22 protein-coding genes are annotated in these 24,655 nt (G+C 72.6%); 6 read left to right on the forward strand and 16 right to left on the reverse strand.

Annotated elements, in window-relative coordinates; all coding sequences use genetic code 11:
• Positions 1–4: 4 nt before the first annotated feature.
• From ABZ490_RS30315 to ABZ490_RS30345, 7 genes are all read right to left on the reverse strand, one after another.
• Positions 5–502 (reverse strand): hypothetical protein, encoded by a 498-nt coding sequence (locus tag ABZ490_RS30315; RefSeq protein WP_067257963.1) that lies wholly within the window; start codon positions 500–502, stop codon positions 5–7.
• Positions 503–1,081: 579 nt separating this feature from the next.
• On the reverse strand, positions 1,082–1,990 hold the full coding sequence (locus tag ABZ490_RS30320) for a universal stress protein (RefSeq protein ID WP_358996792.1): 909 nt from the start codon (positions 1,988–1,990) through the stop codon (positions 1,082–1,084).
• A 115-nt stretch (positions 1,991–2,105) separates the two neighbouring features.
• Entirely contained in the window at positions 2,106–2,348 is a 243-nt protein-coding gene (locus ABZ490_RS30325; RefSeq protein WP_358996796.1) for a DUF397 domain-containing protein, read from the reverse strand.
• Between the two features lie 83 nt (positions 2,349–2,431).
• Positions 2,432–3,598 carry a thiolase domain-containing protein gene (locus tag ABZ490_RS30330; protein ID WP_358996799.1) on the reverse strand — a complete coding sequence of 389 codons (1,167 nt, stop codon included), beginning with the start codon at positions 3,596–3,598 and terminating at the stop codon, positions 2,432–2,434.
• Positions 3,595–4,638 carry a thiolase domain-containing protein gene (locus ABZ490_RS30335; protein WP_358996802.1) on the reverse strand — a complete coding sequence of 348 codons (1,044 nt, stop codon included), beginning with the start codon at positions 4,636–4,638 and terminating at the stop codon, positions 3,595–3,597. The genes ABZ490_RS30330 and ABZ490_RS30335 overlap by 4 nt, the downstream gene beginning before the upstream one ends.
• On the reverse strand, positions 4,635–5,576 hold the full coding sequence (locus ABZ490_RS30340) for an OB-fold domain-containing protein (protein WP_358996805.1): 942 nt from the start codon (positions 5,574–5,576) through the stop codon (positions 4,635–4,637). The genes ABZ490_RS30335 and ABZ490_RS30340 overlap by 4 nt, the downstream gene beginning before the upstream one ends.
• A gap of 11 nt (positions 5,577–5,587) precedes the next feature.
• Positions 5,588–6,388, reverse strand: a complete 801-nt coding sequence (locus ABZ490_RS30345; protein ID WP_358996808.1) for a crotonase/enoyl-CoA hydratase family protein — start codon at positions 6,386–6,388, stop codon at positions 5,588–5,590.
• A 177-nt stretch (positions 6,389–6,565) separates the two neighbouring features.
• Between ABZ490_RS30345 and ABZ490_RS30350 the strand changes: the two genes are divergently transcribed.
• Together ABZ490_RS30350 and paaK are read left to right on the forward strand one after the other, a co-directional pair.
• Positions 6,566–8,170 carry an acyl-CoA synthetase gene (locus tag ABZ490_RS30350; protein ID WP_358996811.1) on the forward strand — a complete coding sequence of 535 codons (1,605 nt, stop codon included), beginning with the start codon at positions 6,566–6,568 and terminating at the stop codon, positions 8,168–8,170.
• A gap of 157 nt (positions 8,171–8,327) precedes the next feature.
• A complete protein-coding gene (gene paaK / locus ABZ490_RS30355) occupies positions 8,328–9,635 on the forward strand; it encodes a phenylacetate--CoA ligase PaaK (protein ID WP_358996814.1) in 1,308 nt (435 codons plus the stop codon).
• Between the two features lie 28 nt (positions 9,636–9,663).
• Here the strand turns inward: paaK and ABZ490_RS30360 are convergent, their stop codons facing one another.
• From ABZ490_RS30360 to ABZ490_RS30390, 7 genes are all read right to left on the reverse strand, one after another.
• The gene (locus tag ABZ490_RS30360) at positions 9,664–11,160 is read right to left on the reverse strand and encodes an acyl-CoA synthetase (RefSeq protein ID WP_358996817.1); all 1,497 of its coding nucleotides are present in this window, start codon (positions 11,158–11,160) and stop codon (positions 9,664–9,666) included.
• Positions 11,161–11,193: 33 nt separating this feature from the next.
• Entirely contained in the window at positions 11,194–12,150 is a 957-nt protein-coding gene (locus ABZ490_RS30365; RefSeq protein ID WP_358996820.1) for a hypothetical protein, read from the reverse strand.
• 96 nt (positions 12,151–12,246) lie between these two features.
• Positions 12,247–12,891 (reverse strand): response regulator transcription factor, encoded by a 645-nt coding sequence (locus ABZ490_RS30370; protein WP_358996823.1) that lies wholly within the window; start codon positions 12,889–12,891, stop codon positions 12,247–12,249.
• Complete coding sequence (locus tag ABZ490_RS30375; RefSeq protein ID WP_358996826.1) at positions 12,888–13,967, reverse strand: sensor histidine kinase; 1,080 nt, start codon at positions 13,965–13,967, stop codon at positions 12,888–12,890. Before ABZ490_RS30375 ends, ABZ490_RS30370 begins: the two co-directional genes overlap by 4 nt.
• A gap of 37 nt (positions 13,968–14,004) precedes the next feature.
• The gene (locus tag ABZ490_RS30380) at positions 14,005–15,564 is read right to left on the reverse strand and encodes an acyl-CoA synthetase (RefSeq protein ID WP_358996829.1); all 1,560 of its coding nucleotides are present in this window, start codon (positions 15,562–15,564) and stop codon (positions 14,005–14,007) included.
• Positions 15,561–16,670 (reverse strand): nitronate monooxygenase family protein, encoded by a 1,110-nt coding sequence (locus tag ABZ490_RS30385; RefSeq protein WP_358996832.1) that lies wholly within the window; start codon positions 16,668–16,670, stop codon positions 15,561–15,563. Before ABZ490_RS30385 ends, ABZ490_RS30380 begins: the two co-directional genes overlap by 4 nt.
• A 76-nt stretch (positions 16,671–16,746) precedes the next feature.
• Positions 16,747–18,312, reverse strand: coding sequence for an NAD(P)/FAD-dependent oxidoreductase (locus tag ABZ490_RS30390; RefSeq protein ID WP_358996835.1), 1,566 nt, complete (start codon positions 18,310–18,312; stop codon positions 16,747–16,749).
• Between the two features lie 48 nt (positions 18,313–18,360).
• Here ABZ490_RS30390 and ABZ490_RS30395 point away from each other — a divergent pair, with 48 nt between their 5' ends.
• Positions 18,361–19,194: an NUDIX domain-containing protein gene (locus ABZ490_RS30395; RefSeq protein WP_358996838.1), complete on the forward strand. Its 834-nt coding sequence runs from the start codon at positions 18,361–18,363 to the stop codon at positions 19,192–19,194.
• 63 nt (positions 19,195–19,257) lie between these two features.
• Here ABZ490_RS30395 and ABZ490_RS30400 read toward each other — a convergent pair whose 3' ends face one another.
• The gene (locus ABZ490_RS30400; RefSeq protein WP_358996841.1) at positions 19,258–20,121 is read right to left on the reverse strand and encodes an oxygenase MpaB family protein; all 864 of its coding nucleotides are present in this window, start codon (positions 20,119–20,121) and stop codon (positions 19,258–19,260) included.
• Positions 20,122–20,211: 90 nt separating this feature from the next.
• Positions 20,212–21,150 (reverse strand): TIGR03619 family F420-dependent LLM class oxidoreductase, encoded by a 939-nt coding sequence (locus ABZ490_RS30405; RefSeq protein ID WP_358996844.1) that lies wholly within the window; start codon positions 21,148–21,150, stop codon positions 20,212–20,214.
• Between the two features lie 240 nt (positions 21,151–21,390).
• Between ABZ490_RS30405 and ABZ490_RS30410 the strand changes: the two genes are divergently transcribed.
• The 3 genes from ABZ490_RS30410 (at position 21,391) to ABZ490_RS30420 (ending at position 24,462) form a co-directional block, all read left to right on the forward strand.
• Positions 21,391–22,587, forward strand: coding sequence for a cytochrome P450 (locus ABZ490_RS30410; RefSeq protein WP_358996847.1), 1,197 nt, complete (start codon positions 21,391–21,393; stop codon positions 22,585–22,587).
• 35 nt (positions 22,588–22,622) lie between these two features.
• A complete protein-coding gene (locus tag ABZ490_RS30415; RefSeq protein WP_358996850.1) occupies positions 22,623–22,835 on the forward strand; it encodes a ferredoxin in 213 nt (70 codons plus the stop codon).
• A 169-nt stretch (positions 22,836–23,004) separates the two neighbouring features.
• Positions 23,005–24,462: an APC family permease gene (locus tag ABZ490_RS30420; RefSeq protein WP_358996853.1), complete on the forward strand. Its 1,458-nt coding sequence runs from the start codon at positions 23,005–23,007 to the stop codon at positions 24,460–24,462.
• Positions 24,463–24,655 lie beyond the last annotated feature (193 nt).

Consider the following 24,655-nt stretch of genomic DNA (forward strand, 5'->3'; position numbering starts at 1 on the left):
CGCCTCAGCCCTGCTGGAACAGCTCCGCCGGGAGAGGCTTCAGCAGGGCGTACAGGTCGTCGGTGATGGGGCGGTCCCAGGCGGCGATGGTCACCAGGACGTTGTCGCTGCGGTCGAACTGGACGCAGGAGATCCGGCCCTCGGAGAGCTTCAGGCGCCGCACGATGAGCAGGTTGTCGCCCTGCATCACGGGCATGTCCTCGGTGCCGACGACGGTCACCTCCTCGTCGTTCTCCAGGGCCAGCAGCAGCTGGGCGACCTCGAAGGGGACCTCGCCGTCGGCGACCTCGCGGGCCGGGGAGCCCTCGGGGAGGTTTCCGATGATCATCGCGGGGCCGCGGCCGCCGAACAGGTCGTAGCGCAGGAAGACGCCCTGGCAGCTGCCGTCGGGGGCGGGCAGCAGGCCGGCGCCGAGATTGCCGGGCCAGTCGCCCGGGTCCATGGCCAGCACGTCGAAATCGGGGCCGGCGGGGGTGGCGCTGCGGCGGCGGAGGAACGACATGCCGCCATCGTACGGCCCCGTCGGTGTCGGCCGGGTTTCGCGTGCGGGTGGTTTGGGGCTGATCGCGCAGTTCCCCGCGCCCTTCGGGGCGGACAGCGTCCCGTTGGTTATCAGTTCGCGATCTTCTTGTGGCGTTCCGCGTGCCGGGCGACTCGCGCCGGCGATGGCGGCCTGGGTGCGGGTGGCCGTGAGGTCGGGGGCGGTGGCGGTGGCGGTCGCGGTGGGCCGACGGTGCAGGACGGGTCCGGCGCCCTCGGTCCAGGTGAGGACGGGAACGGTGGGGGTGGCGGCCGTCGCGTTGAGGCGCCGCAGCGCCTCCGCGGGCGGCAGGAGCCGGTGCGCGTCGGCCGGGCTCGGCTCGCCGGGACGTACGGCATGGGAGATGAGGGTCCGGACGGCGACCCGCAATTCCCTGACGGCGGCCGGGGCGGCGAGCCCGGACGGCTCGGCCTGATCATCGGCGATGCCCCGTCGCCGTCGTGGCGCACGGTGAGGGCCGGATCGAGAGCGAGCCGGACGTCCCGGTGGGGCGGGTCCCCCATGGGGCCATTGGTAGGTGACGTACAGACCATGAGCCGGTCATTCCTCGACCGGTACCGGTGGGACCACCGCGATCGGGCTCGCCGCGTGCAGCAGGACCGCCTGGGTGACGGAGCCGAGCATGCGGGCGGGGGCGAGGAGGCGGCGGCGGTGGCGGCCGACCACGACCAGTTCGGCGTCGCGGGAGGCGGCGACGAGGAGTCCGGCCGCGTCGCCGGGGGTGGGGACGGTGTCGACCCGGACTTCGGGGTGCCGGGCGCGGTGCGGGGCGAGGAAGCCGTCGGCGAGGGTGCGGGTCTCGTGCTCGATGGCGTCCTGGTCGTAGACCGTGACGGGCAGGTCGCCGGGGGCGACCCAGGTCTGGATCGGCCACGGGTAGGCGGCGACCACGTGCAGACGCGCGCCGCGCAGGGCCGCCTCGGTGAAGGCGAGGCCGAGGGCGGCGTCGTCGGGGCCGTCGGTCTTGAGGCCGACCACCACGCGGGGTCCGGGTTCGACGGGCAGGGTGAGGTCGACCGTGCGGTCCGGCCGGGGCACGATCACGACGGGGCATTCGGCGTCCCGGGCCGCGCTCAGCCCGTTGGAGCCGAGCAGCAGACTGGCGAAGCCGCCGCGGCCGCGGGAGCCGAGCACCAGCAGCTGCGCCTCGGCGCCGAGCGCGGGCAGCAGGGCGCCGGGCGCGCCGTCGAGGCCGGCGTACTCCACGTCCGGCACGCCGGACGCGCCGTCCCCCGCGAGGCGGGCCCTGGCGTCGGCGAGGACGGGGTCGCCCTCCGGGGGCGGAGGCACGGGGACCGGCGCGCCGGGCGGCGCCCAGACGGAGTGGTGCCGTACGTGCGCCACGCGCAGGGGCGCCCCCCGGCGGCGGGCGGCGTCGGCGGCCCAGTCGAGGGACCGCAGGCTGTCGTCGGAACCGTCGACCGCCGCGACGACCGGCAGGGTGCTCATGGTCCTCACCTCCGGAGGACGACCTTCGTCCCGCCGGGGCCAGCCTCGCTCAGCCGGGGCCGTGCGGCGACGTACGCGGGTCGCGTGTCCGGAAAAACGGACCGAACGCCCCTGATCAGGTCAGGTCGAACTCTCCCTCCCGCGCGCCCGAGACGAACGCGCCCCACTCCGCGGGGGTGAAGATCAGGGAGGGACTCTCGGGGCGCTCGCTGTTGCGCATCGCGATGAATCCCTCGACGAAGGCGATCTGGACATCCCCCCGCCCCCGGCTGCTGGACTGCCACTCGGCGTTGCTGAGGTCCAGCTCAGGCTTGTCCCAGCCCTTGAGCGGCTGCTGCTGGATGGTGCTCTCGGCCACGTCCGTGCTCCTCCCGGTTCGTCGTCCGCGGGTCAGCCTAGCGATCGGTTCCGGGTGCCGACAGAGCACGTGGACGGTGCCTTTCAGGACTCGGGGGGCCGCGCTCCCACGAGCCACATGGAGAAGAACTGCGAACCGCCGCCGTAGGCGTGTCCGAGCACCTTGCGGGCCCGCTCCAGCTGGTGTTCCCCGGCCTGGCCGCGGACCTGGAGGGCGGCCTCCGCGAAGCGGATCATGCCGGAGGCGCCGATCGGGTTGGTGGACAGGACGCCGCCCGACATGTTGACGGGCAGGTCCCCGTCGAGCTCGGTGACCCCGGACTCGGTGAGTTTCCAGCCCTCGCCCTCGGCGGCGAAGCCGAGGTTCTCCAGCCACATGGGCTCGTACCAGGAGAACGGCACGTACATCTCGACGGCGTCGATGTCCCGGCGCGGGTCGCCGATGCCGGCCTGGCGGTAGACATCGGCCGCGCAGTCCTTGCCGGCCTGCGGGGAGACGGCGTCCTTGCCCGCGAAGAGGGTCGGTTCGCTGCGCATCGCGCCGCCCAGCATCCACGCGGGCGGCCGGGGCGAACGGGCCGCGCCCGCACGGTCGGTGAGGACCATCGCGCACGCGCCGTCGGAGGACGGGCAGGTCTCGGAGTAGCGGATCGGGTCCCACAGCATCGGCGAGGCCTGGACCTTCTCCAGGGTGAGGTCGTGCTCGTGCAGATGCGCGTACGGGTTCTTCAGCGCGTTGCGCCGGTCCTTGTACGCGACCAGCGAGCCGACGGTGTCGGGGGCGCCGCTGCGCCGCATGTAGGCGCGGACGTGCGGGGCGAAGAAGCCGCCGGCCCCGGCCAGCAGGGGCTGCTGGAAGGGGATCGGCAGGGACAGGCCCCACATGGCGTTGGACTCGGACTGCTTTTCGAAGGCGAGGGTGAGGACCGTGTCGTGGACGCGGGCGGCCACGAGGTTGGCCGCGACCAGCGCCGTCGAGCCGCCGACGCTGCCCGCGGTGTGCACCCGCAGCATGGGTTTGCCGACCGCGCCGAGCGCGTCGGCGAGGTACAGCTCGGGCATCATCACGCCCTCGAAGAAGTCGGGCGCCTTGCCGATGACGACGGCGTCGACGTCCGCCCAGGTCAGCTCGGCGTCGTCGAGGGCGCGCCGGGCGGCCTCGCGGACCAGTCCGGCGATCGAGACGTCCCGGCGGGCGGCCACGTGCTTGGTCTGGCCGATGCCGACGACGGCCACGGGTTCCTTGCTCATCGCGGATCCCCTTCGAGTACGGCGACCAGGTTCTGTTGCAGACACGGGCCGGAGGTGGCGTGGGCGAGGGCCCGGTCGGACTCGCCCCGGTGCACGGCGGCGGCGGCCTCGCCGATGCGGAGGAGACCGGCGGCCATGATCGGGTTGGCGGCGAGGGCGCCCCCGGACGGGTTGACGCGGACGTCGTCGCCGAGCCGGAGCGCCTTGCGCAGGACGACCTCCTGCGAGGTGAAGGGCGCGTGCAGTTCGGCGGTGTCGACGGGCCGTTCGAAGGCTCCCGCCTTCTCGGCGGCCAGCCGGGTGGAGGGCGAGTCGGTCAGGTCGCGCACGCCGAGCGCGTGGGCCTCGATGCGGTGGTCGATGCCGCGGATCCAGGCCGGGCGTTCGCACAGCTCGCGGGCGCGGTCGCCGGCGGCGAGGATCACGGCGGCGGCGCCGTCGCCGATCGGCGGGCAGTCGCCGGTGCGCAGGGGCCGGACGAGGTAGTCGCCGTGCGGGACCGGGCCCCGCAGCTGGGCGTGCGGGTTGCCGGTGGCGCGGCTGCGGGCGGCGATGCCCGCGAGGGCGGGCTCGTCGGTGTCGCCCGCGTCGATCAGCGCCTGCGCCTGGAGGGCGGCGAGGGCGACGGAGTCGGGCCACAGGGGCGCGAGGTAGTACGGGTCGAGCTGCCGGGTGAGCACGTCGCGCACCGACCCGGGCGAGGACTTGCCGTAGGAGTACACCAGCGCGGTGTCGGCGTCGCCGGTCAGCAGCTTCGTCCACGCCTCGTACAGTGCCCAGGCGCCGTCCATCTCCACATGGGACTCGGAGATCGGCGGCCAGGCGCCGACGCCGTCGAGGGCGAGGGTGAAGGAGAAGGCGCGGCCGGCGAGGTAGTCGCTGGAGCCGGAGCAGGTGAAGCCGATGTCGGCGGTCTTCAGTCCGGTCCGCTCCAGCACGTCGTGCAGGACCGGCATGAGCATCTCCACCTCGGAGTGCTCGGCGGTGCTGCGCAGGGTGTCGCTCTGCCCGAAGGCGACGACGGCGATGTCCCGGGTCACAGCAGCTCCTTGTACGTCTCGTAGTCCGCGTCGGGCTCGCCGGTGGGCCGGTAGTGGTCCGGGTAGCGGCCGCCGTCCGTCCACACCGGTTCGACCCTGAGGCCCATCCGCACCTGGTCGTACGGGATGCCGCCGATGCGTCCGTGCAGCGCGAGGTCGGCTCCGTCGAGGGCGATGTGGGCGTAGACGTAGGGGACCTCGATGTCGAGGTTCTTCGCCTTGATGTTGACGATGCAGAAGGTGGTGACGGTCCCGGCCGGGCCGACCTCGACCTGTTCGGCGGTGGCGACGCCGCAGGTGGGGCAGGCGCCGCGCGGCGGGACGTAGACCTTGCGGCAGGAGGGGCAGCGCTCGCCGACGGTCCGCCGGCCGGAGAGGGCGGCGATGTAGGCGGACTGGGCCCGGCCGGGCGAGTAGGTGTAGTCGAGCCGGGCGTGGGCGACGATCCCGGCGACCTGGTCCTCGAACGTGCCGTCGCTGTCGCCCGGGGGGACGGGCTCTCCGTCGTACGGCTCGAAGCAGGCGATGTCGGTGATGGCGCCGGTGCGTTCCCCGGCCCAGCGGATCCGTACCCGCATGCCGGTGCGGACGGCGTCGGGGCCGGGGGCGTCGAGGGCGTGCAGCAGGGCGGTGTCGGCGCCGTCGAGTCTGACGAGGACCCAGGCGAAGGGGGTGGCGAGGGGCTGTCCGCGGCGCGGCTCGTGGTTCCAGGCCCAGGTGGTGACCGTACCGGTGGGCGCGACCTCGACGAGGTCCCGGAGTTCCTCGGCGGTGACGGGGTCGTATTCGACGGGGGGCACGAGGGTGCGCCCGTCGGTGGTGGCGACCCCGAGGACGACCTGCTCGCGCAGCCCGGTCAGGAAGGCGCTCTGCACGGGCCCGAGGGAGCGGGTGAAGGGGAACTCGACGACGAGGGGGGCTTTGAGGACTTCGGGCATGGGGGGGCTCCTCAGACGCGCTTGTAGACGGGCGGTCGCTTCTCCGCGAAGGCGCGGGCGCCTTCCTTGGCGTCGGCGGTGTCGAACACCGGCCAGCCACGCTTGAGTTCGGCGGCGAGCCCGTCGGTCTCCGTCATCTCGGCGGACTCGTACACCGACGCCTTCACCGCCTCCACGGCCAGCGGCCCGCAGGCGTTGACGCGTTCGGCGATCTCCAGGGCCTTGTCGAGGGCGCCGCCGTCCGGGACGACATGGCCGATGAGGCCGACGTCCGCCGCCTCCCGGGCGGTGTAGGGCCGGCCCGTGAGCAGCATCTCCAGGGCGTGGGTGCGCGGGATCTGCCGTTGCAGGCGGACCGTGGAGCCGCCGATCGGGAACAGGCCGCGTCTGACCTCGAAGAGGCCGAAGGTGGCGGACTCGCCGGCGACGCGGATGTCGGTGCCCTGGAGCATCTCGGTGCCGCCCGCCACGCAGTACCCCTCGACGGCGGCGATCACCGGTTTGCGCGGCCGGTGGTGGCGCAGCATGGCCTTCCAGTGCAGATCGGGGTCGGCCTTGAGCCGGTCGCGGTGCTGTTCCCCCTCCATGCCCTTCCCGGCCAGGGCCTTGAGGTCCATGCCGGCGCAGAAGCTGCCGCCCGCCCCGGTGAGGACGACCGAGCGGACCGCGTCGTCCTCGTCGGCCTCGAGCCAGCCGTCGTACAGACCGACGAGCATGCCGATCGAGAGCGCGTTCTTGGCCTCCGGCCGGTTGAGCGTGAGCACGAGTGTGGCGCCCTCGCGCCGCACGGTGAGGTGTTCGGTTCCGCCCATCGCACATCTCCCCTCGGAAAGAACGAGAACAGGTTGCAGGAGGCGTGAAGGCACTTCAAGAGTTTTCTGACACTCAGTCAGATTTCTTGGTGAGGACCCTTCCCTGTTGTCGCGCCCTTTGCTCTGATGACCGGCGAACCGTTGCAGGAGCCGGGGCGCCCAGGGTCAGGAGGAGCGGTGGAGTACAACCTTGCCGACCTGTTCGAGTCGGTCGTCGACGTGGCGGCGGACCGCGAGGCGCTCGTGTACGTCGACCATCCGGGCACCGGCGCCGAGCGCCGGCTGACGTACGCGGAGCTGGACGCGGCGGCCAACCGGATCGGCCACCATCTCCTGGACAGCGGGATCCGCCCGGGGGAACACGTCGGCCTGCATCTGTACAACGGGGTCGAGTACCTCCAGACGGTGCTGGGCTGCCTGAAGGCACGGATCGTGCCGGTGAACGTCAACTACCGCTATGTCGAGGACGAGTTGGTCTACCTCTACCGGGACGCCGATCTGGTCGGCCTGGTCTTCGACGCGGAGTTCACGGAGCGGGTGGCGGCCGCGCTGCCGCAGGCCCCGGCGCTGCGGCACCTGGTCCGCGTCGGCCCGGCGGGCGAGGGGGTCACCGCCTTCGCGGACGCCGAGGCGGCCGGGTCACCGGAGCGCGGCTTCCCGGACCGCTCGGGCGACGACCAGTTCATCATCTACACCGGTGGCACCACGGGCATGCCCAAGGGTGTGATGTGGCGTCAGGAGGACCTGTTCTTCTCGGGGCTGGGCGGCGGGGCGCCGACCGGGGAGCCGGTGAAGAAGCCGGAGGAGCTCGCCGAGCGGGTCGCGGCGGGTGGCTCGGGGATCACCTTCTTCCCCACTCCCCCGCTGATGCACGGCACCTCCACCCTCACCGCCTTCATCGGCTTCAACTTCGGCCAACGGGTGGTCCTGCACCGCAAGTTCGTGCCCGAGGAGGTGCTGCGGACGATCGCCAAGGAGCGGGTGAACGCCGTCGCCCTGGTCGGGGACGCGATGCTGCGGCCGCTGATCGACGCGCTGGAGGGGCCGATGAAGGGCACCGACTGCTCCTCGGTGTTCAGCGTGTCCTCCTCCGGGGCGATCATGTCGGACACGGTCCGCGCCCAGTTCCGGGCGCTGCTGCCGCACGCGATGCTGCTGAACAACTTCGGGTCCTCCGAGTCCGGTTTCAACGGCACGGCGACCGACGACTCCGGCCCCGAGCGCGGCTTCCGCATCCGGGTCAACTCCCGTACCCGGGTGGTCGATCCGGTGACGCACGGACCGATCGCCCCGGGCGAGGTCGGCCGGGTCGCCCAGCAGGGCCATGTCCCGCTCGGCTACTACAACGACCCGGCGAAGACCGCCGAGACGTTCTTCGAGAAGGACGGCGAACGCTGGGTGCTGCTGGGCGACATGGCCACCGTCGACGAGAACGGCGTGGTCGTCGTCCTGGGCCGCGGCTCCCAGTGCATCAACACCGGCGGCGAGAAGGTGTACCCCGAGGAGGTCGAGCAGGCGCTGAAGTCCCATCCGGACGTGTACGACGCCCTGGTGGCCGGGGTACCCGACGCGACCTGGGGCCATCATGTGGCGGCGGTGGTGCAGGTGCGCACCGGGGCGCCGCGCCCCTCCCTGGAGGAGATCCAGACCCATTGCCGGACCCGCCTCGCCGGCTACAAGATCCCCCGCCGGCTGGTGATCGCCGACACCATCCGGCGCTCCCCGAGCGGGAAGGCGGACTACCGCTGGGCCCGCGAGGTCGCGGCGGCGGAGAGCCCCTGAGCGCACCGGCCCGGTGAACCCGTCGTACGCGACGGAAATCCCCGGCCGCCCCCTTGCCCGACACGCCTCGACCTGGATTACTGATCCACAGCGGATCGACCGAATGATCGGTCGCCCGGATTGGTAGGGTTGAGGCGGTTTGGCGAAGGAGGCTCCCATGGCGGACACGAGGGACCTGCTGGACGAGGGCGAGCGACTCGACGCGGCCGGCCTGCGGGCGGTGCAGCTGGAGCGACTGCGGGCCACCCTGCGGCACGCCTACGCGCGGGTGCCCTTCTACCGGGAGTCCTTCGACAAGGCGGGCGTCCACCCCGACGACTGCCGGGGCCTCGCCGATCTGGCCCGTTTCCCGTTCACCGTGAAGGCGGACCTGCGGGCCCAGTACCCGTACGGGATGTTCGCCGTCCCGCGCGAGCGCGTCCGCCGGATCCACGCCTCCAGCGGCACCACGGGCCGTCCCACGGTGGTCGGGTACACGGACGGCGATCTGTCCCTCTGGTCGGACATGGTGGCCCGTTCGATCCGCGCCGCGGGCGGCCGTCCGGGCGACACGGTGCATGTGGCCTACGGCTACGGCCTGTTCACCGGCGGACTCGGCGCGCACTACGGCGCCGAACGCCTCGGCTGTACGGTGATCCCCGCGTCCGGCGGGATGACCTCCCGTCAGGTCCGGCTGATCCAGGACCTGGAGCCCGGGATCATCATGGTCACCCCGTCCTACATGCTGACCCTGCTGGACGAGTTCGAGCGGCAGGGCGTCGACCCGCGGTCCACCTCGCTGCGGGTGGGGATCTTCGGCGCCGAGCCGTGGACGGAGGGGATGCGGCGGGAGATCGAGGAGCGCTTCGCGATCGACGCGGTCGACATATACGGGCTGTCGGAGGTGATCGGCCCGGGGGTGGCGCAGGAGTGCGTGGAGACCAAGGACGGGCTGCACATCTGGGAGGACCACTTCTTCCCGGAGGTCGTCGACCCGATCACGGGTGAGGTCCTGCCGGAGGGCGAGGAGGGCGAGCTGGTGTTCACCTCCCTCACCAAGGAGGCCATGCCGGTGATCCGCTACCGGACCCGGGACCTGACCCGGCTGCTGCCGGGCACGGCCCGGGTGTTCCGGCGGATGGAGAAGGTGACCGGCCGCAGCGACGACATGGTCATCCTGCGCGGGGTGAACCTGTTCCCGACGCAGATCGAGGAGATCGTGCTGCGCACCCCGGGGGTCGCGCCCCACTTCCAGCTGCGGCTGACCCGCGAGGGCCGCCTCGACGCGCTGACGGTGCGCGCGGAGGCCCGCCCGGGCACCGGCCCCGCGGACCGCGACAGCGCCGCGCGGGCCATCGCCGCGGCCGTGAAGGACGGCATCGGGGTGTCGGTGGCCGTGGAGATCGTCGAACCGGAGTCGCTGGAACGGTCGGTGGGGAAGATCCGGCGGATCGTGGACGAGCGCCCGAAGGACCGGCCCGAGTAGCCCGAGTGGCCCGGTAGTCCAAGCAGGGTCAGCCCGTGAACCGGTCCCGCAGCTCCCGCTTGAGGATCTTCCCGCTGGCGTTGCTCGGCAGCTCGTCCACGAACAGCACCCGCTTCGGGGCCTTGAAGGAGGCGAGCTTCTCCCGGGCGTGCGCGAGGAGTTCGTCCTCCGTGACCTCGCCGCGCGGGACGACCACCGCGGTGACCGCCTCGATCCACTTCTCGTGGGGCAGGCCGATCACCGCGACCTCGGCGACCGCGTCATGGGTGTACAGGGCGTCCTCGACCTGACGGGAGGCGACCAGGACGCCACCGGAGTTGATGACGTCCTTCACCCGGTCGACGATCGTGAAGTAGCCGTGGGCGTCCCGCACCGCGAGGTCCCCGGAGTGGAACCAGCCGTCCCGGAAGGCCTCGGCGGTCTCCTCGGGCTTCTCCCAGTAGCCCTCGCACAGCTGCGGGGAGCGGTAGACGATCTCGCCGGGCGTGCCGTCGGGGACCTCGTCGCCGTTCTCGTCCACGACCCGGGCGTCCACGAACAGGACCGTGCGCCCGCAGGAGTCCATACGGCCCTTGTGCTCGTCCGGGGCGAGGACGGTGGCGAGCGGGCCGATCTCGCTCTGCCCGAAGCAGTTGTAGAAGCCGAGCTTCGGCAGGCGTTCGCGCAGCCGTTCCAGGACGGGCACCGGCATGATCGACGCCCCGTAGTAGGCCTTGCGCAGCCCGCTCAGGTCACGGGTGGCGAAGTCGGGGCGGCCCGCGAGACCGATCCAGACGGTGGGCGGTGCGAAGAGGCTGTCGACGCGGTCCGCCTCGATCAGGTCCAGGAGAAGGTCGCCGTCGGGTGCGTCGAGGACGAGGTTCGTGGCGCCGACCGCGAGGTACGGCATCAGGAACACATGCATCTGCGCGGAGTGGTACAGCGGCAGGGAGTGTCCGGGGCGGTCGCCGGCGCTGAGGTCGAGGGCGGTGATCGCGCTGAGGTACTCGTGCACCAGCGCCCGGTGCGTCATCATCGCGCCCTTGGGCAGGGCGGTCGTGCCGGAGGTGTACAGCAGCTGGACCAGGTCCTCGGTGCGCGGCTCGGGCCCGTCGTACGGCGCGGTGTCCGCCAGCCGGGCGAGCAGGGAGCCGTCGGCGTCCCGCAGGGGCAGCGTCCGTACGCCCGCCGGGAGCCGGTCCCGCAGGTCGGGGTCGGCCAGGACCAGGGCGCTGCCCGACTGCTCGACGAGGTACGCGAGGTCGTCCCCGGTCAGGTTCTGGTTCACGGGCACGTGCACCAGGCCGGCGCGGGCGCAGGCGAGGAAGGCGATGAGGTAGGCGTCGGAGTTGTGGCCGTAGGCAGCGACCCGGTCGCCCCGTTCGAGCCCTTCGCCGAGCAGGACGGCCGCCGCGCGCGAGACCGCGTCGTCGAGCTCCTGGTAGGTCCAGGTCCGGTCGCGGTACTCCACCGCGACGCGTGCCGGGGTGCGGTGGGCGCTGCGCCGCAGCACCCCGTCGACCGTGCTGCCGTGTCCGGACGTCATGGCACATGATCCTCTGCGCGCCACCGGGGCAGGTCAAGTCGGGCCCGCCCGGCCGGTGTCGTGCCCCGTTCCCACCGTGGGGAAGGGGGACCGGGCCCCGCGCCGCGGGGAGGCCTGGGTGAAGGCGACGAGTGCGGCCACCGCCGTGGTCAGGAGTCCGGCGGCGAGCAGGACCGCCATGGCGGCGGAGGGGTGCAGGGGTGCGCGTCCGTCGTAGGCGGTGACGGTGATCGCCGCGAAGAAGGCGCTGTAGCCGAGGGCCGCCAGGCCCGTCACGGCGGCCGCCGCACGCGCGCCGAGCCGGCCGGCCTCGCACAGGATGGCGAGCACCGCGAGGAGTTGGAGCCCGTGCAGGCCGACGGCGTGGGCCAGTTTGGCGCTGCCCGCCGCGCCGAAGAGGATCTCGTAGGGGACGTGCCCCGTGTCGTCGAAGGTCTGCTCGCCGATGGCGGCCATCCTCTGCCCGATCCCCCCGGCCGCCAGCACGGCGGTGAGCCCGACGAGCACCGCGATCCGCGGGGCGGCGCCGCCCTCGAACCGGATGAGCGCGGCCACGAGCAGGACCACGACACCGAGGACCAGCAGCAGGACGACGTTGCCGATCAGGCCCCAGACCGCGGCGTCCGTGTCGGTGGCCCGGTTGAAGTGGGAGGCCGTGCCGCGCCAGCGCTGGGCGGTGATCAGCAGGGCCTCGACCACGGAACCGAACACGACGAGTCCGGCCGCGGCCCGGGTCCACCAGCGGTCGGCCAGCTGCCGCAGGATCCAGACCACGGCCCACACCAGCAGCCCGAAGGACACCCCGAACACGACCGGTTTACGCCAGGACACGGGTCCCCACCAGGGCGCGGAGTCGATGAGGGCCACCACGCCGTGGAAGACCCCGGAGGCCGTCAGGGCGGTTCCGCACCACCACAGCAGCCGCTGGTAGCGGTCGACGGGGCGTACGGCACGCCACACCGCGTTCGCGCACACACCCAGCACCTTCATACGCACCCCCGCCGTCTCGCCGCCTGTGCGCCGACGGTAGGGCGGTGCCGGGCGGGGGTCGTCCCCCCGCCGGGGTACCCCCACGGGGGTACGCCCTCACACGAGCCCGGAACGGTAGGCGACGGCCACGGCGCCGGCGCGGTCCCGGGCGCCGATCTTGTGCAGGATGCGTTTGACGTGGGTCTTCACGGTCGACTCGGCGATCCCGAGCCGGTCGGCGAGTTCGGCGTTGGACAGCCCTTCGGCGATCAGGCGCAGGATCTCGGTCTCGCGGGAGGTGAGGTGCCTCAGCCGGGTGTCGTCCGGTGTGCCGCGCGGGGTGACGAGACGGTCCACCAGGGGCCGGGTGACCAGCGGGTCGAGCAGGGTGTGTCCGGCGGCGACCGTGCGGACGGCGTCGACCAGCCGTTCCGGTGCGGCACGTTTGAGGAGGAAGCCGTGCGCTCCGGCGCGCAGGGCCCGCCACACGTAGTCGTCGTCGGGGAAGGTGGTCAGGACGAGGACCCGGGTGGCGAGGCCGGCGGCGACGATCCGGCCGGTGGCCTCGATGCCGTCGTGGCCGGGCATGCGGACGTCCATCAGGACGAGGTCCGGCGCCAGTTCACGGCACAGCTCCACCGCCCGGACGCCGTCGCCCGCCTCGCCGACGACCTCGATGCCGGCGGCTTCGAGCACGACGGCGACACCGGTGCGCAGCAGGGGGTCGTCGTCGGCGAGCAGCACCCGCAGGGCCGGGTTCACGGCAGCGGCACCCCGACGCTCAGGGTGAACCCGCCGTCGTCGCCCGGCCCGTGCTCGACCCGGCCGCCGAGGGCGGCGGCGCGCTCGCCGATGCCGCGCAGGCCGCGACCGGGACGGTAGTGCGGGGCGGGACCTTCGCCCCCGTCCGCGATCCGTACGAGCAGGGTGTCGTCCCGGCGGCCGACGGTGACCTCGGCGGTGCGGGCGCGGCCGTGCCGGAGCGCGTTGGTGAGGGCCTCCTGGACGATCCGGTGGACCGACGTCCGCAGCTGCGGGGGCAGTTCACGGGCCTCGGGCGCGATGTCCAGCCGGACCTCCATGCCCGCGTCGGCGAGCGGCCGCACCAGCCGTCCGAGGCCGAGGGGGTCGTCCCGGTCGTCGGGCTCCTCCTCGGCGCGCAGGACGCCGAGCAGCCGGTCGAGTTCGGTGAGGGCGTCCCGGCCGGTGCGCTCGACGCCGGCCAGCAGCTCACGGGTGCGGTCGGGCCGGGTGTCGAGCACCACCCGGGCGGCGCCCGCCTGCACCAGCATGGCGTTCACGGAGTGCCCGACGACGTCGTGCAGTTCGCGCGCGATCCGCACCCGCTCGGCGAGCACGTCCTCCCGCCGCCGGTCCGCCCTGCGGATCTCCGCCTCCCGGCCCCGGCGCGCGGTGCCGTACCCGGCCGCCCACACCAGCAGCCACACGAAGACGACGGCGACCGGTACCGAGGCGGGTCGGTCCTCCGGCGCGAAGTAGGTCAGCACCCCGGGCAGGACGAGCAGGGCGCCGAGCCGGGCCCTGGCCGGGGTGGCGCACAGGCCGACGTAGTACACGCCGATGAGGTTCGCCACCGGTGTCAGCGGGCCGGGCCCCACCGTCAGGGCTTCCACGGCGAGCCCCGCCGTACCGACCGTGTACGCCGTCAGCGGCAGCCTGCGGCGCACCGCCAGGCTGCCCGCGATGACGACACCGAGCGCCAGGGCGGCCCACAGGGGCCCCTCGTCCTCCGGGCGCGGACCGAGCCGTACGGCCGTCATGGCGGCGAGCACGACGACGGCCGGCCCGAACTCGCCCGCCCCCTGCGGAAGTCGCACGGCCCACTCCCCCGTCGCGCCTGACAGGGTCTCAGTATCACACCGGCCGGGTGCGGCCCTCCCAGTACGGCTCCCTCAGACGGCGCTTGTAGAGCTTGCCGTTCGGGTCGCGGGGCATCTCGGTGACGAAGTCGACGGACTTGGGGCGCTTGTAGCCGGCGAGGCGGTCGGCGCAGTGGGCGAGGAGGGCGGCGGCGAGGTCGGGTCCGGGTTCCTGGCCGGGAGCCGGTTCGACGACCGCCTTGACCTCCTCGCCCCAGTCGTCGTGCGGGATGCCGAAGGCGGCGGCGTCGGCGACGGCCGGGTGGGCGAGGAGCGCGGACTCGATCTCGGCGGGGTAGATGTTGACGCCGCCGGAGATGATCAGGTCGATCTTGCGGTCCCGGAGGAAGAGATAGCCCTCCTCGTCGAGGACGCCCAGGTCGCCGACGGTGAAGAAGTCGCCGATGCGGTTCTTCCGGGTCTTGGCCTCGTCCTTGTGGTAGGCGAAGCCCCCGGTGCTCATCTTCATGTAGACCGTGCCGAGTTCACCGGGCGGCAGCCGGTTGCCGTCGTCGTCGAAGATCGCCAGTTCGCTGATGGGCCAGGCCTTGCCGACCGTGCCGGGCTTCTTCAGCCAGTCCTCGGCGGTGGCGAAGGCGCCGCCGCCCTCGCTGGCCGCGTAGTACTCCTCCACGCACTCGCCCCACCAGTCGATCATCGCCCGCTTGACGTGGTCCGGGCAGGGCGCGGCCCCGTGGATGGCGTGCCGCATGGACGAGACGTCGTACGCCTGCCGGGTGGCCTCGGGGAGGGCGAGCAGCCGGTGGAACTGGGTGGGGACCATGTGGGTGTGGGTGCAGTGGTGGGCGTCGATGAGGCGCAGCATCTCCTCGGGGGTCCACTTGTCCATGAGGACCAGGCGGTGGCCGATGTGCAGCGAGGAGCCCGCGAACTGCAGGACCGCCGTGTGGTAGAGCGGCGAGCAGACCAGGTGCACGTTGTCGTCGAAGGGGCGGACGCCGAAGAAGCCGAGGAAGCCGCCGAGATACGCCTCCTCGGGGAGCTTCCCGGGCAGCGGGCGCCGGATGCCGCGCGGGCGGCCCGTCGTACCGGAGGTGTAGTTCATGACCCAGCCGAGGGTGCGGCCGGTGGGGGCCGACTCCGGTTGTCCGTCGAGGAGTTCGGCGTACGGCCGGAAGCCCTCGGCCGCTCCGACGCCGTAGCGGTGATCGGCGGGCAGGCCGGCCTCGTCGGCGGCCCGGCGGGACTGCTCGGCGAAGCGCTCGTGGGCGATGAGGACCTTGGCGCCGGAGTCGGCGACGATCCACGCGATCTCGGGGCCGACGAGGTGGTGGTTGACGGGGACGAGGTAGAAGCCGGCCTGCGTGGCGGCGAGGTAGGCGGTGAAGAACTCGGCGGAGTTGGGCAGGACGACGGCGAAGGCGTCGCCACGCTCCATCCCGGCCGCGCGCAGTCCGTGCACCAGCCGGTTCGCGGCGGCGTGCAGTCGTCCGGCGGTCCACTCCTCGCCGTCCGGCGCGATCAGGGCCGTGCGGTCGGGGTCGGCGGCCGCCTGGGCCCAGAAGCCCGCGGGGGGTGTGCTCGCAGCGGTCACTGTCCGCTCCTTCCGGCGATGCGGTTGACGCGGTCCACGGCCTGCTCGAAGCCCCGGGTGAGGTCGTCGAAGACCGCCTGGACCGGGCGGACCTCGTTCATCCGGCCGACGATCTGCCCGACGGGGGTGCCGAGCAGCGGGTCGACCTCGTACTTCTGGATGCGGGAGACCGCCTCGGCGACGAGCAGGCCCTGGAGGGGCATGGGGAGGGTGCCGGGGCCGTGCGGGTCGTCCCAGGCGTCGGTCCACTCGGTGCGGAGCTGGCGTGCGGGTTTGCCGGTGAGGGCGCGGGAGCGGACGGTGTCGCCGGACCCGGCCGCGAGGAGCTTGCGGGTGAGGGCGGGCGAGTGCAGGTCGGCCTCGGCGGTGGTCAGCCAGAGGGAGCCGAGCCAGACGCCCTGGGCGCCGAGCGCGAGGGCGGCGGCGATCTGCCGTCCGCTGCCGATGCCGCCGGCGGCGAGGACGGGCAGCGGGTCGACGGCGTCCACGACCTCCGGGGTGAGGATCATCGAGGCGATGTCCCCGGTGTGCCCGCCGGCCTCGTACCCCTGGGCGACGACGATGTCGATGCCCGCCTCCTGGTGCTTGCGGGCGTGCCGGGCGCTCCCGGCGAGCGCGGCGACCAGCACACCGCGCTCGTGGGCGCGGGCGACGACGTCGGCGGGCGGGGAGCCGAGGGCGTTGGCGAGCAGCCGGATCGGATAGTCGAAGGCGACGTCGAGCTGGCTGCGGGCGACCTGCTCCATCCAGCCGGTGATCCGCCAGCCGGAGGCCTCGCCCTCGGCCAGCTCCGGGACGCCGTACTTGGCGAGGGTGTCGCGCACGAACTGCCGGTGGCTCTCGGGGATCATCGCCTCGACGTCGGCCTCGGTGACGCCTTCGACCTTCTTGGCGGGCATGACGACGTCGAGCCCGTACGGCCGTCCGTCGACGTGCGCCTCGATCCAGTCGAGGTCGCGTTTGAGGTCGTCGGGGGCGGTGTAGCGGACCGCGCCGAGCACGCCGAAGCCGCCCGCGCGGCTGATGGCCGCGGCGACGGCGGGGAACGGCGTGAAGCCGAAGACGGCGTGCTCGACTCCCAGGTGATTGCTCAGCTCCGTCTGCATGGGCGCAGGATGCCGCAGCGGACCGGACGACGGAAGAGGTTTTCTGATAGACCGTCAGATTTGCTGGCGGCGGGCCTTACCGGTCGGCCTCCAGGACCGCCATCGCCGCGTTGTGCCCCGGCACCCCGCTCACCCCTCCCCCGCGGACCGCGCCCGCCCCGCAGAGCAGGACGTTGGCGTGCGGGGTCTCCACGCCCCAGCGGCCGGTTCCCTCGTCCGCGTAGGGCCAGGACAGGTCGCGGTGGAAGATGTTGCCGCCGGGGAGCCCGAGGTCGCGTTCCAGGTCGAGCGGGGTCTTCGCCTCGATGCAGGGGCGCCCGTCGGCGTCCGGGGCGAGGCAGTCGGCCAGGGGTTCGGCGAGGTGGGCGTCGAGCTGGGCGAGGGTGGCCTCGAGGAGTTCCTCGCGTACGGCGTCGTTGTCCCGTTCGAAGAGCCGGGCCGGGGTGTGGAGCCCGAACAGGGTCAGGGTCTGGTAGCCCTGTGCGACCAGGTCGGGGCCCAGGATCGACGGGTCGGTCAGGGAGTGGCAGTAGATCTCGGACGGCGGGGCGGTCGGCAGCTCACCGGCGGCGGCCTGGGCGTGGGCGGTGGCGAGCTGCTCGTAGCCCTCGGCGATGTGGAAGGTGCCGGCGAACGCCTCGCGCGGGTCGACCGAGCCGTCCCGCAGCCGGGGCAGCCTCTTGAGCAGCATGTTCACCTTGAGCTGGGCGCCCTCGGCGGGGGCGGGCGGCGTGTCGCCGGTAAGGGCGGCGAGGGCCTGCGGGGAGGCGCCCACCAGGACGTGCCGGGCGGTGGTGACGCCCTCGCCGTCGGCGGTGCGCCAGGTGACCTCGGCGCTGCGGCCGTCGGTGGCGATACGGACCGCCTCGTGGCCGGTGGCGAGGACGGCTCCGGCGTCGCGCGCCGCGGCGGCGAGGGCGTCGGTGAGGGCGCCCATCCCGCCGACGGGCACGTCCCAGGCGCCGGTGCCGCCGCCGATGACGTGGTAGAGGAAGCAGCGGTTCTGCTTGAGGGAGGGGTCGTGGGCGTCGGCGAAGGTGCCGATGAGGGCGTCGGTGAGGACCACACCGCGCACCAGGTCGTCGCTGAAGTCCGCCTCCACGGCGGCCCCGATCGGCTCCTCGAACAGGGCCCGCCAGGCGTCCTCGTCGTCGATGCGGCGGCGCAGCTCGTCCCGGGTGGGCAGGGGTTCGGTGAGCGTGGGGAAGACCCGCTGGGCGACCCGCCCGGTCATGCCGTAGAAGCGCTGCCAGGACGCGTACTCGCGCTCGCCGCCCGTGAGCCGGGCGAAGGCCTCGCGGGTGCGGTCCTCTCCCCCGCCCACGAGGAGTCCCGTGGGGCGTCCGCCGCGCTCGACGGGGGTGTACGAGGAGATCGTGCGCCCCTGGACGCGGAAGCGCAGGCCGAGGTCGTCCACGATCTTCCGCGGGAGCAGGCTGACCAGGTAGGAGTAGCGCGAGAGGCGGGCGTCGACACCGGTGAAGGGGCGGGTGGAGACGGCGGCGCCGCCGGTGTCGCCGAGCCGTTCCAGCACCAGCACGGACCGTCCGGCCCGGGCCAGGTAGGCGGCGGCGACCAGGCCGTTGTGTCCGCCGCCGACGACTACGGCGTCGTAGGTGTGGTGTCCCTCGTGAGCAGGCATGGTTCTTCGTAACACGATCTACGCCAGCTTGGATACGAGGGGGATCCCATGGACACCGAGCCGAGCCAGACGGCCGCGCTCCTGGTCAACGAGCGGGGGCAGTACCTGCTGCATCTGCGGGACGCGTACAAGGCGATCTGGGATCCGGGCACCTGGTCGCTGCCGGGCGGGGCGCGGGAGGGGGACGAGACGCCGGAGGAGGCGGTCGCGCGGGAGCTGCTGGAGGAGACCGGACTGGTGGTCGAGGGGATGACCCGGTTCACCGTCACCCACGACACCACGGTCTTCCTGGGGCGCTGGGACGGCGATCCGTCACGGATCCCGGTCGGCGAGGGCATCATGTTCGCCTTCTTCGACGCGGCGACCGTACGGCATCTCGTCGTGGCGCCCTGGGCGGCCGAGGTGCTCGCCCTGCACCGGGGCGACGGGAGCGTGCCGGTGCGGTGGGAGGCCCCGCACGTCCTGGGCGTCCACCTCTACCTGGAGCGGGACGGCGAGGTCCTGCTCGGGCTGCGCCATCCGGACGCCGCCTTCGCGCCCCGGACCCACCACTTCCTGGCCGGGCACTGCGAACAGGAGTCGGCCGTGACCTGTCTGGTGCGGGAGGCCAGGGAGGAGGCGGGCCTGGAGATCGATCCGGCGGACGTGGAGCTGGTGCACACCGTCCACGTCGACAACGGTTTCCGGCGGCGGCCCCGCATCCAGCTCGTGTTCCGCGCCCGCCGCTGGGCCGGCGAACCGCGGCTCCTGGAACCGGACAAATGCCTGAGCTGGGACTGGTGGCCGCTGGACGCGCTGCCGGAGCCGATGGTCGGCTACGCGCGGGCGGCGATCGACGGCATCCGGGCCGGGCGGCCGTACACGGAGCTGGGCTGGGACTGAGCCGCGAGGGAGCCAGGCCCGCCCCGCCTGTCCGTCTACAGCGGAACCTTTACAGCGGGACCTTTACAGCGGGACCTTGTGCGAGGCGGGGCGGGCCCGCGGGCCCAGGCGCGCCATGGCGCGCAGGATGTGCTTCGGCGGGAGCTGCCAGCGCACATGGGCGGGGATGCAGCGCAGCAAGCTGCCCATGGCGCGCAGTTCCCGGGTGACGGTGGCGGGGCGCGGCGCCGGTCTGCCGTACAGCTCGTGGGCGTACGGCGGCAGCGAGGCGTACGCGAGCCGCGCCACGCGCCGCCACAGCAGGGCGCGCGCCGGGACGAGCAGGGGGTGCGTGGGCGGGCGGCGCAGGAAGTCGTCCACGGCCATGGCATCGGCCCCGGCGGCGAGTTCGGGCCGCACCTTCTCGAAGTAGGCGTCCAACGCGGCCCGGTCGGCGGGCACGTCCGCCGGGTCGAGGCCCACCAGACGGGCGCTGACCAGGTGTTCGGAGACATACCGGTCGGCGGCGGCGTCGGTGAGGGGGTAGCCGGAGCGGCGCAGGACGTGCAGATACGAGTCGATCTCGGCGCAGTGCACCCACAGCAGCAGCCCGGGTTCGTCGACCGGATACCGCTCGCCGGTACCGGGGTCGGTGGCCGAGAGCAGACGGTGGATCCTGCGGACCCGGGCGCCCGCCTGCTCGGCGGCCTCCGTGGTGCCGTACGTCGTGGTGCCGACGAAGTTCGCGGTGCGCATGAGCCGGCCCCAGGCGTCGCGCCGGAAGTCGGAGTTCTCCATGACCCCGCGCACGGCGCGGGGATGGAGCGCCTGGAGATAGAGGGCACGGATGCCGGCGACCCACATCATGGGGTCGCCGTGCAGCTGCCAGGTCACGCTCGCGGGAGTGAACTGCCCCGGGTCACCGGTCGCGCCGGCAGGCGGGGCCACGGACTCCAGGTGTCTCCTGTACCGATCCATCACCCCGGGTCCTCCCCGGAGCGCCGCCGGATCAACCCCAGCGCCGCCCCCTCGCGGCTGTCAGCCGGTCAGGGACTCCACGCGGCGCATCACCTCGCGGCAGAACGCGCCCACCCCGTTCGGGTCGTCGGTGAACTGCGAGGGCTTGATGCAGAAGGTGGTGAAGCCCTGGGCCATCTGCTCGGGGAGGGGTGCGAGGGCCTGTGCGAGATCGGCGCAGGAGTCGTCGTCGGGGAACACGGCGCGGGTGCCGCCGACCATCTCCAGGTCGGCGATGTCGCGCCCCGCGGCGGCCATCGCGGTCTTGAGCGTCTGCATCTCCTCGGGCGTCACCCGGCCCAGCGGGTTGAAGGCGTGGCCGTACCGGACGATCCTGCGGACCATCGCGTCGTGCATGCCCGCGCCGCCGAAGCACAGCCGGGGGCCTTCCGGGCGGTAGGCCTTGGGCTCGAAGTAGACGTCCCGGAAGCCGTAGTACTCGCTCTCGTGCGACACGGGGGACGGGCCCCAGAGCTTCGCCCAGATGTCCAGATGCTCGTCGAGGAGCCTGCCGCGCCGGGAGAACGGGACACCGAGCGCCGTGTACTCGTCACGGCTCCAGCTGACATTGGGCAGCACGATCAGCCGGCCCTCGGAGAGCAGATCGAGGGTGCCGAGTTCGCGGGCGAGGAGCAGGGGGTGCCGCAGCGGGGCGATCACCGCCGACGCGGCGAGGCGTACGCGCTCGGTGACCGCGGCGACGGCGCCGAGCAGGACGAGGGAGTGGGGCCAGGGCATGTGGGGGTCCTGGTTGCCGGGCAGGGCGTAGTCGCGGGGGTTCCCCATCACGCCGTGGGCTCCGGCGTCGGGGCCGAGCACGATGTGCTCACTGATCATCACGGAGTCGAATCCGGCGTCCTCGGCCTCGCGTGCCCAGCGGACCAGGGTCGGCAGATCCGCGCGGCCGCCGGTCATGGTCCAGTTCTCGCTCAGCACGAGCTGCATGCGGGGAGTGGTCATCGTGGCGCCTCCGGATTTCTTGTTTGGCACCAAACGATATGAGGGGCCCCGCGGGTCCACAAGGGGGCGACCCGAGACTCGTTTGTTTCCGAACGAGTAAAGAGTCGATTACACCCACGCGAAGTATTGACGGAACTATCCGCATGGATAATTCTCACGTTGCAGAGCCGGCGGCCACCTCGTCCGCGCCGCCCCTCCCCCTTCCTCCGCCTCGCTTCCCGTACGAGGAGTGCCCCGCCCATGACCCTCACCACCGCCGGACCCGCACCCGTCACCGAGAACCTGCTGCCCTTCCGTGACCCCGGCTTCCGCGCGAACCCGTACCCGTACTACGCACGGCTGCGAGCGGAACACCCGGTCTACCGGCACCCCCTCGGCCTGTACGCCGTCTCCCGCTACGAGGACGTCGCCCGGCTGATCCGCAACCCCACGCTGAGCGTGCAACAGCTCGACTTCGGGCCCGCCGCCCCGATCCACGACACGATGCTCGGCAAGGACGCCCCCGACCACACCCGGCTGCGTCGCATCACCAACCGCTGGTTCACGCCCAAGGCGGTCGAGCAGTGGTCCGAGGCGATGCGGACCTCCGTGGCGGCCGTGCTCGACGAGGTCGAGCGGGGCGACGGCGTCCTGGACGTGGCCGACGGGCTGGCCCTGAAGTGCACCTTCGACACCATCTGCCGCATCTTCGGCATCGCCCCGACCGAGATGCTCACCGTCCAGCGCAGGACCTACGAGATCGGCCTCAGCCTCGGCCCGGGCGGCAACGACGCGGAGGCCGCGGCCACCACCGAGGCCCTCTCCTGGTTCGCCGGCCACATCCGCGGGCTGGTGGCGGACAAACGGGCCCGGCCGGGCGAGGGGCTGATCGACGCCTTCATCGCCGCGCAGGACGAGGGCCGGATGACCGAGGAGGAGGTCGTCCACACGATCTTCCTGTTCTTCGCCGTCGGCCACCTCGACGTCAAGCACCTCATCAACCACGGCATCCGGCTGATGGCACAGAAGCCCGAGCTGTTCGCCGCCTACCGGGACGAGCCCGAGGCACGGCCCGGCATCATCGAGGAGATCCTGCGCATCGACACCCCGGAGTCGATGGTGGTGCGCCTGACCACACAGGACACCGTCATCGGCGACACGACGGTCCCCGCGGGAGAGGCCCTCGCCCTGCTGATCGCCTCCGCCAACCGCGACCCCGAGGTGTTCCCCGACCCCGACGTCTTCGACCACACCCGTCCGGTCACCGCGAGCCGGCACCTCGCCTTCGGCTCCGGTATGCACGGCTGCGCGGGCCAGGTCCTGGCCCGCGCCGAGGCCGACGTCGTCCTCAGCTCAATCGTCGAGCGCTTCTCCGGCGTCGAACCGGCGGGCGAGCCCTCCTACGCCCACACCGAGTTCCTGCGCACCATCACCCACCTCCCCATCCGCTTCCACTGACCCCCGTGCACGCCCCGAAGAGACAGGAGCCCGTCATGAAGGTCGAAGTCGACCTCACCAAGTGCCAGGACCACGGCCAGTGCGTCTACGCCGCCCCCGACCTGTTCGCGCTCGACGACCAGGGGCGCCTGTCCCTGCGCTCGCACGCGACCGACGTGTACACGGCCGACGTGGACGAGGCGAACGGCGAGGAACTGCACGAGGCCGCCGAAGTCTGCCCCCTCCAGGCCATCACGGTGCACGAGTAGGCGTGGCGCTCCGGGCTCGAACGGCACCCTCCTCGCACCCTCAGCCGAAAGTTCCGCGCCCACCCCCTTGCCAAACGGATAGTTCCAGCCCAGCATGGGGCAACTTGTTTGGCCTGAAACGAACTCTCGCTCCTCCCCTCCCCGTCCCCCGTTCCGGCAGGTGATTCGAGTGGACAGTCAGACAGCGGTCCCCGCGCAGACCGCTCATGATGCATCCATGGCAGGCAAGCTCAAGCCCGACTCTCTCGGTGTCCTGGGCATCCTCTTCTTCGTCCTTTCCGCCCAGGCACCACTGACCGGCATCGCCGGCGCCGTACCCATCGCCGTCGCCATCGGCAACGGGGCCGGCGCCCCGGCCGCCTACCTCGCGGCCGGTGTCATCGTTCTGCTGTTCTCCGTCGGCTTCGTCGCCATGGGCCGCCATGTCGTCGACGCCGGCGCCTTCTACACCTACATCGGCAAGGGCCTCGGCCGCTCGGCCGGCTCCGGCAGCGCCGGGATCGCCCTGTTCGCCTACTGCGCCGTCCAGGCCGCCATGTACGGCCTGTACGGCGCCACGGTGAGCGGCCTGGTCGCGCACTACGCCGACGTCCATGTGGCGTGGTGGGTCTGGACCCTGCTGACCATGGTGATCGTCCAGGTGCTCGGCGCCTCGGGCATCGAGATGGGCGCGAAGATCCTCGCCGTCTTCGTGCTGGCGGAGTTCAGCATCCTGATCGTCTTCGCCGTCGTGACCTTCCTCAAGGGCGGGGGACCCGAAGGGCTCGGCTTCTCCGACAGCTTCTCGCCGTCCGCCGCGCTCAAGGGCGCTCCGGGGGTGGCGCTGATGTTCGCCGTGGCGTCGATGTTCGGCTTCGAGGCCACCGCCATCTACGGCGAGGAGGCCCGCGAACCCCGCAAGACGGTCCCCCGGGCCACCTACCTCGCGGTCGCGGTGATCACCGGGTTCTTCGCGTTCACCTCGTGGATGCTGGTCTCCGCGCACGGGGCGTCCCGGGCCACGGGCGAGGCGGGCAAGGCGCTGGAGAGCGGCGACGCCACGTCCTTCGTCTTCACGCCGATCGCCGACCTGTTCGGCGGCTGGGCCGGCGACGTGCTGCCGATCCTGCTGGCCACCTCGCTCTTCGCGGGCATCCTGGCCTTCCACAACTCCGCCAACCGCTACCTCTTCTCGCTCGGCCGCGAGGGATTGCTGCCGCACGGGCTGACCGCCATCAACCGGCGCCACTCGCCGTGGGTGGCCGGCGTCGCGCAGACCGCGATCTCCGTGCTTCTGGTGATGCCGTTCGCGATCCTCGGCAAGGACCCGGTGCTGACCCTCTTCTCCTGGTTCAGCGGCGTCGCGGTCCTCGGCATCATGCTCCTGTACTTCCTCACCTCGGCGTCCGTGGTCGTCTTCTTCCGCCGCTCGCGTGCCGACACCCGGCCATGGAACACACTGATCGCCCCCGTGCTGGGCGCGCTCGGCGCAGCGGCCGCCATCTGGCTCGTCGTCGAGAACTTCACCACGCTGATCGGCGGCGACCGGACCACGGCCGTCTGGCTCCAGGTCACGGTTCCGGTGGTGCTGATCCTCGGCGTGGTCGCCGCCCGCGTGACGCGCGGCAGAACGACGACACGGCCCTGAGGATCCCGCTCCCCCAGTGCGGCCGGCCGGTTCCCGCTCCCCCGGGACCCGGCCGGCCGCACCCTCGTACCGCTGGGAATCACATCGGACCGCAGACCACCCGGATCCGGCCGTGAGCCGTACGAGCAGACCCACCCGACCGACGGCCGTCCGCCCCGGCGACGGCCGCGCCGACGACACCCAGGACGGACGC

The organism is Streptomyces sp. NPDC005811, assembly GCF_040630405.1.
Classification (GTDB): Bacteria; Actinomycetota; Actinomycetes; order Streptomycetales; family Streptomycetaceae; genus Streptomyces.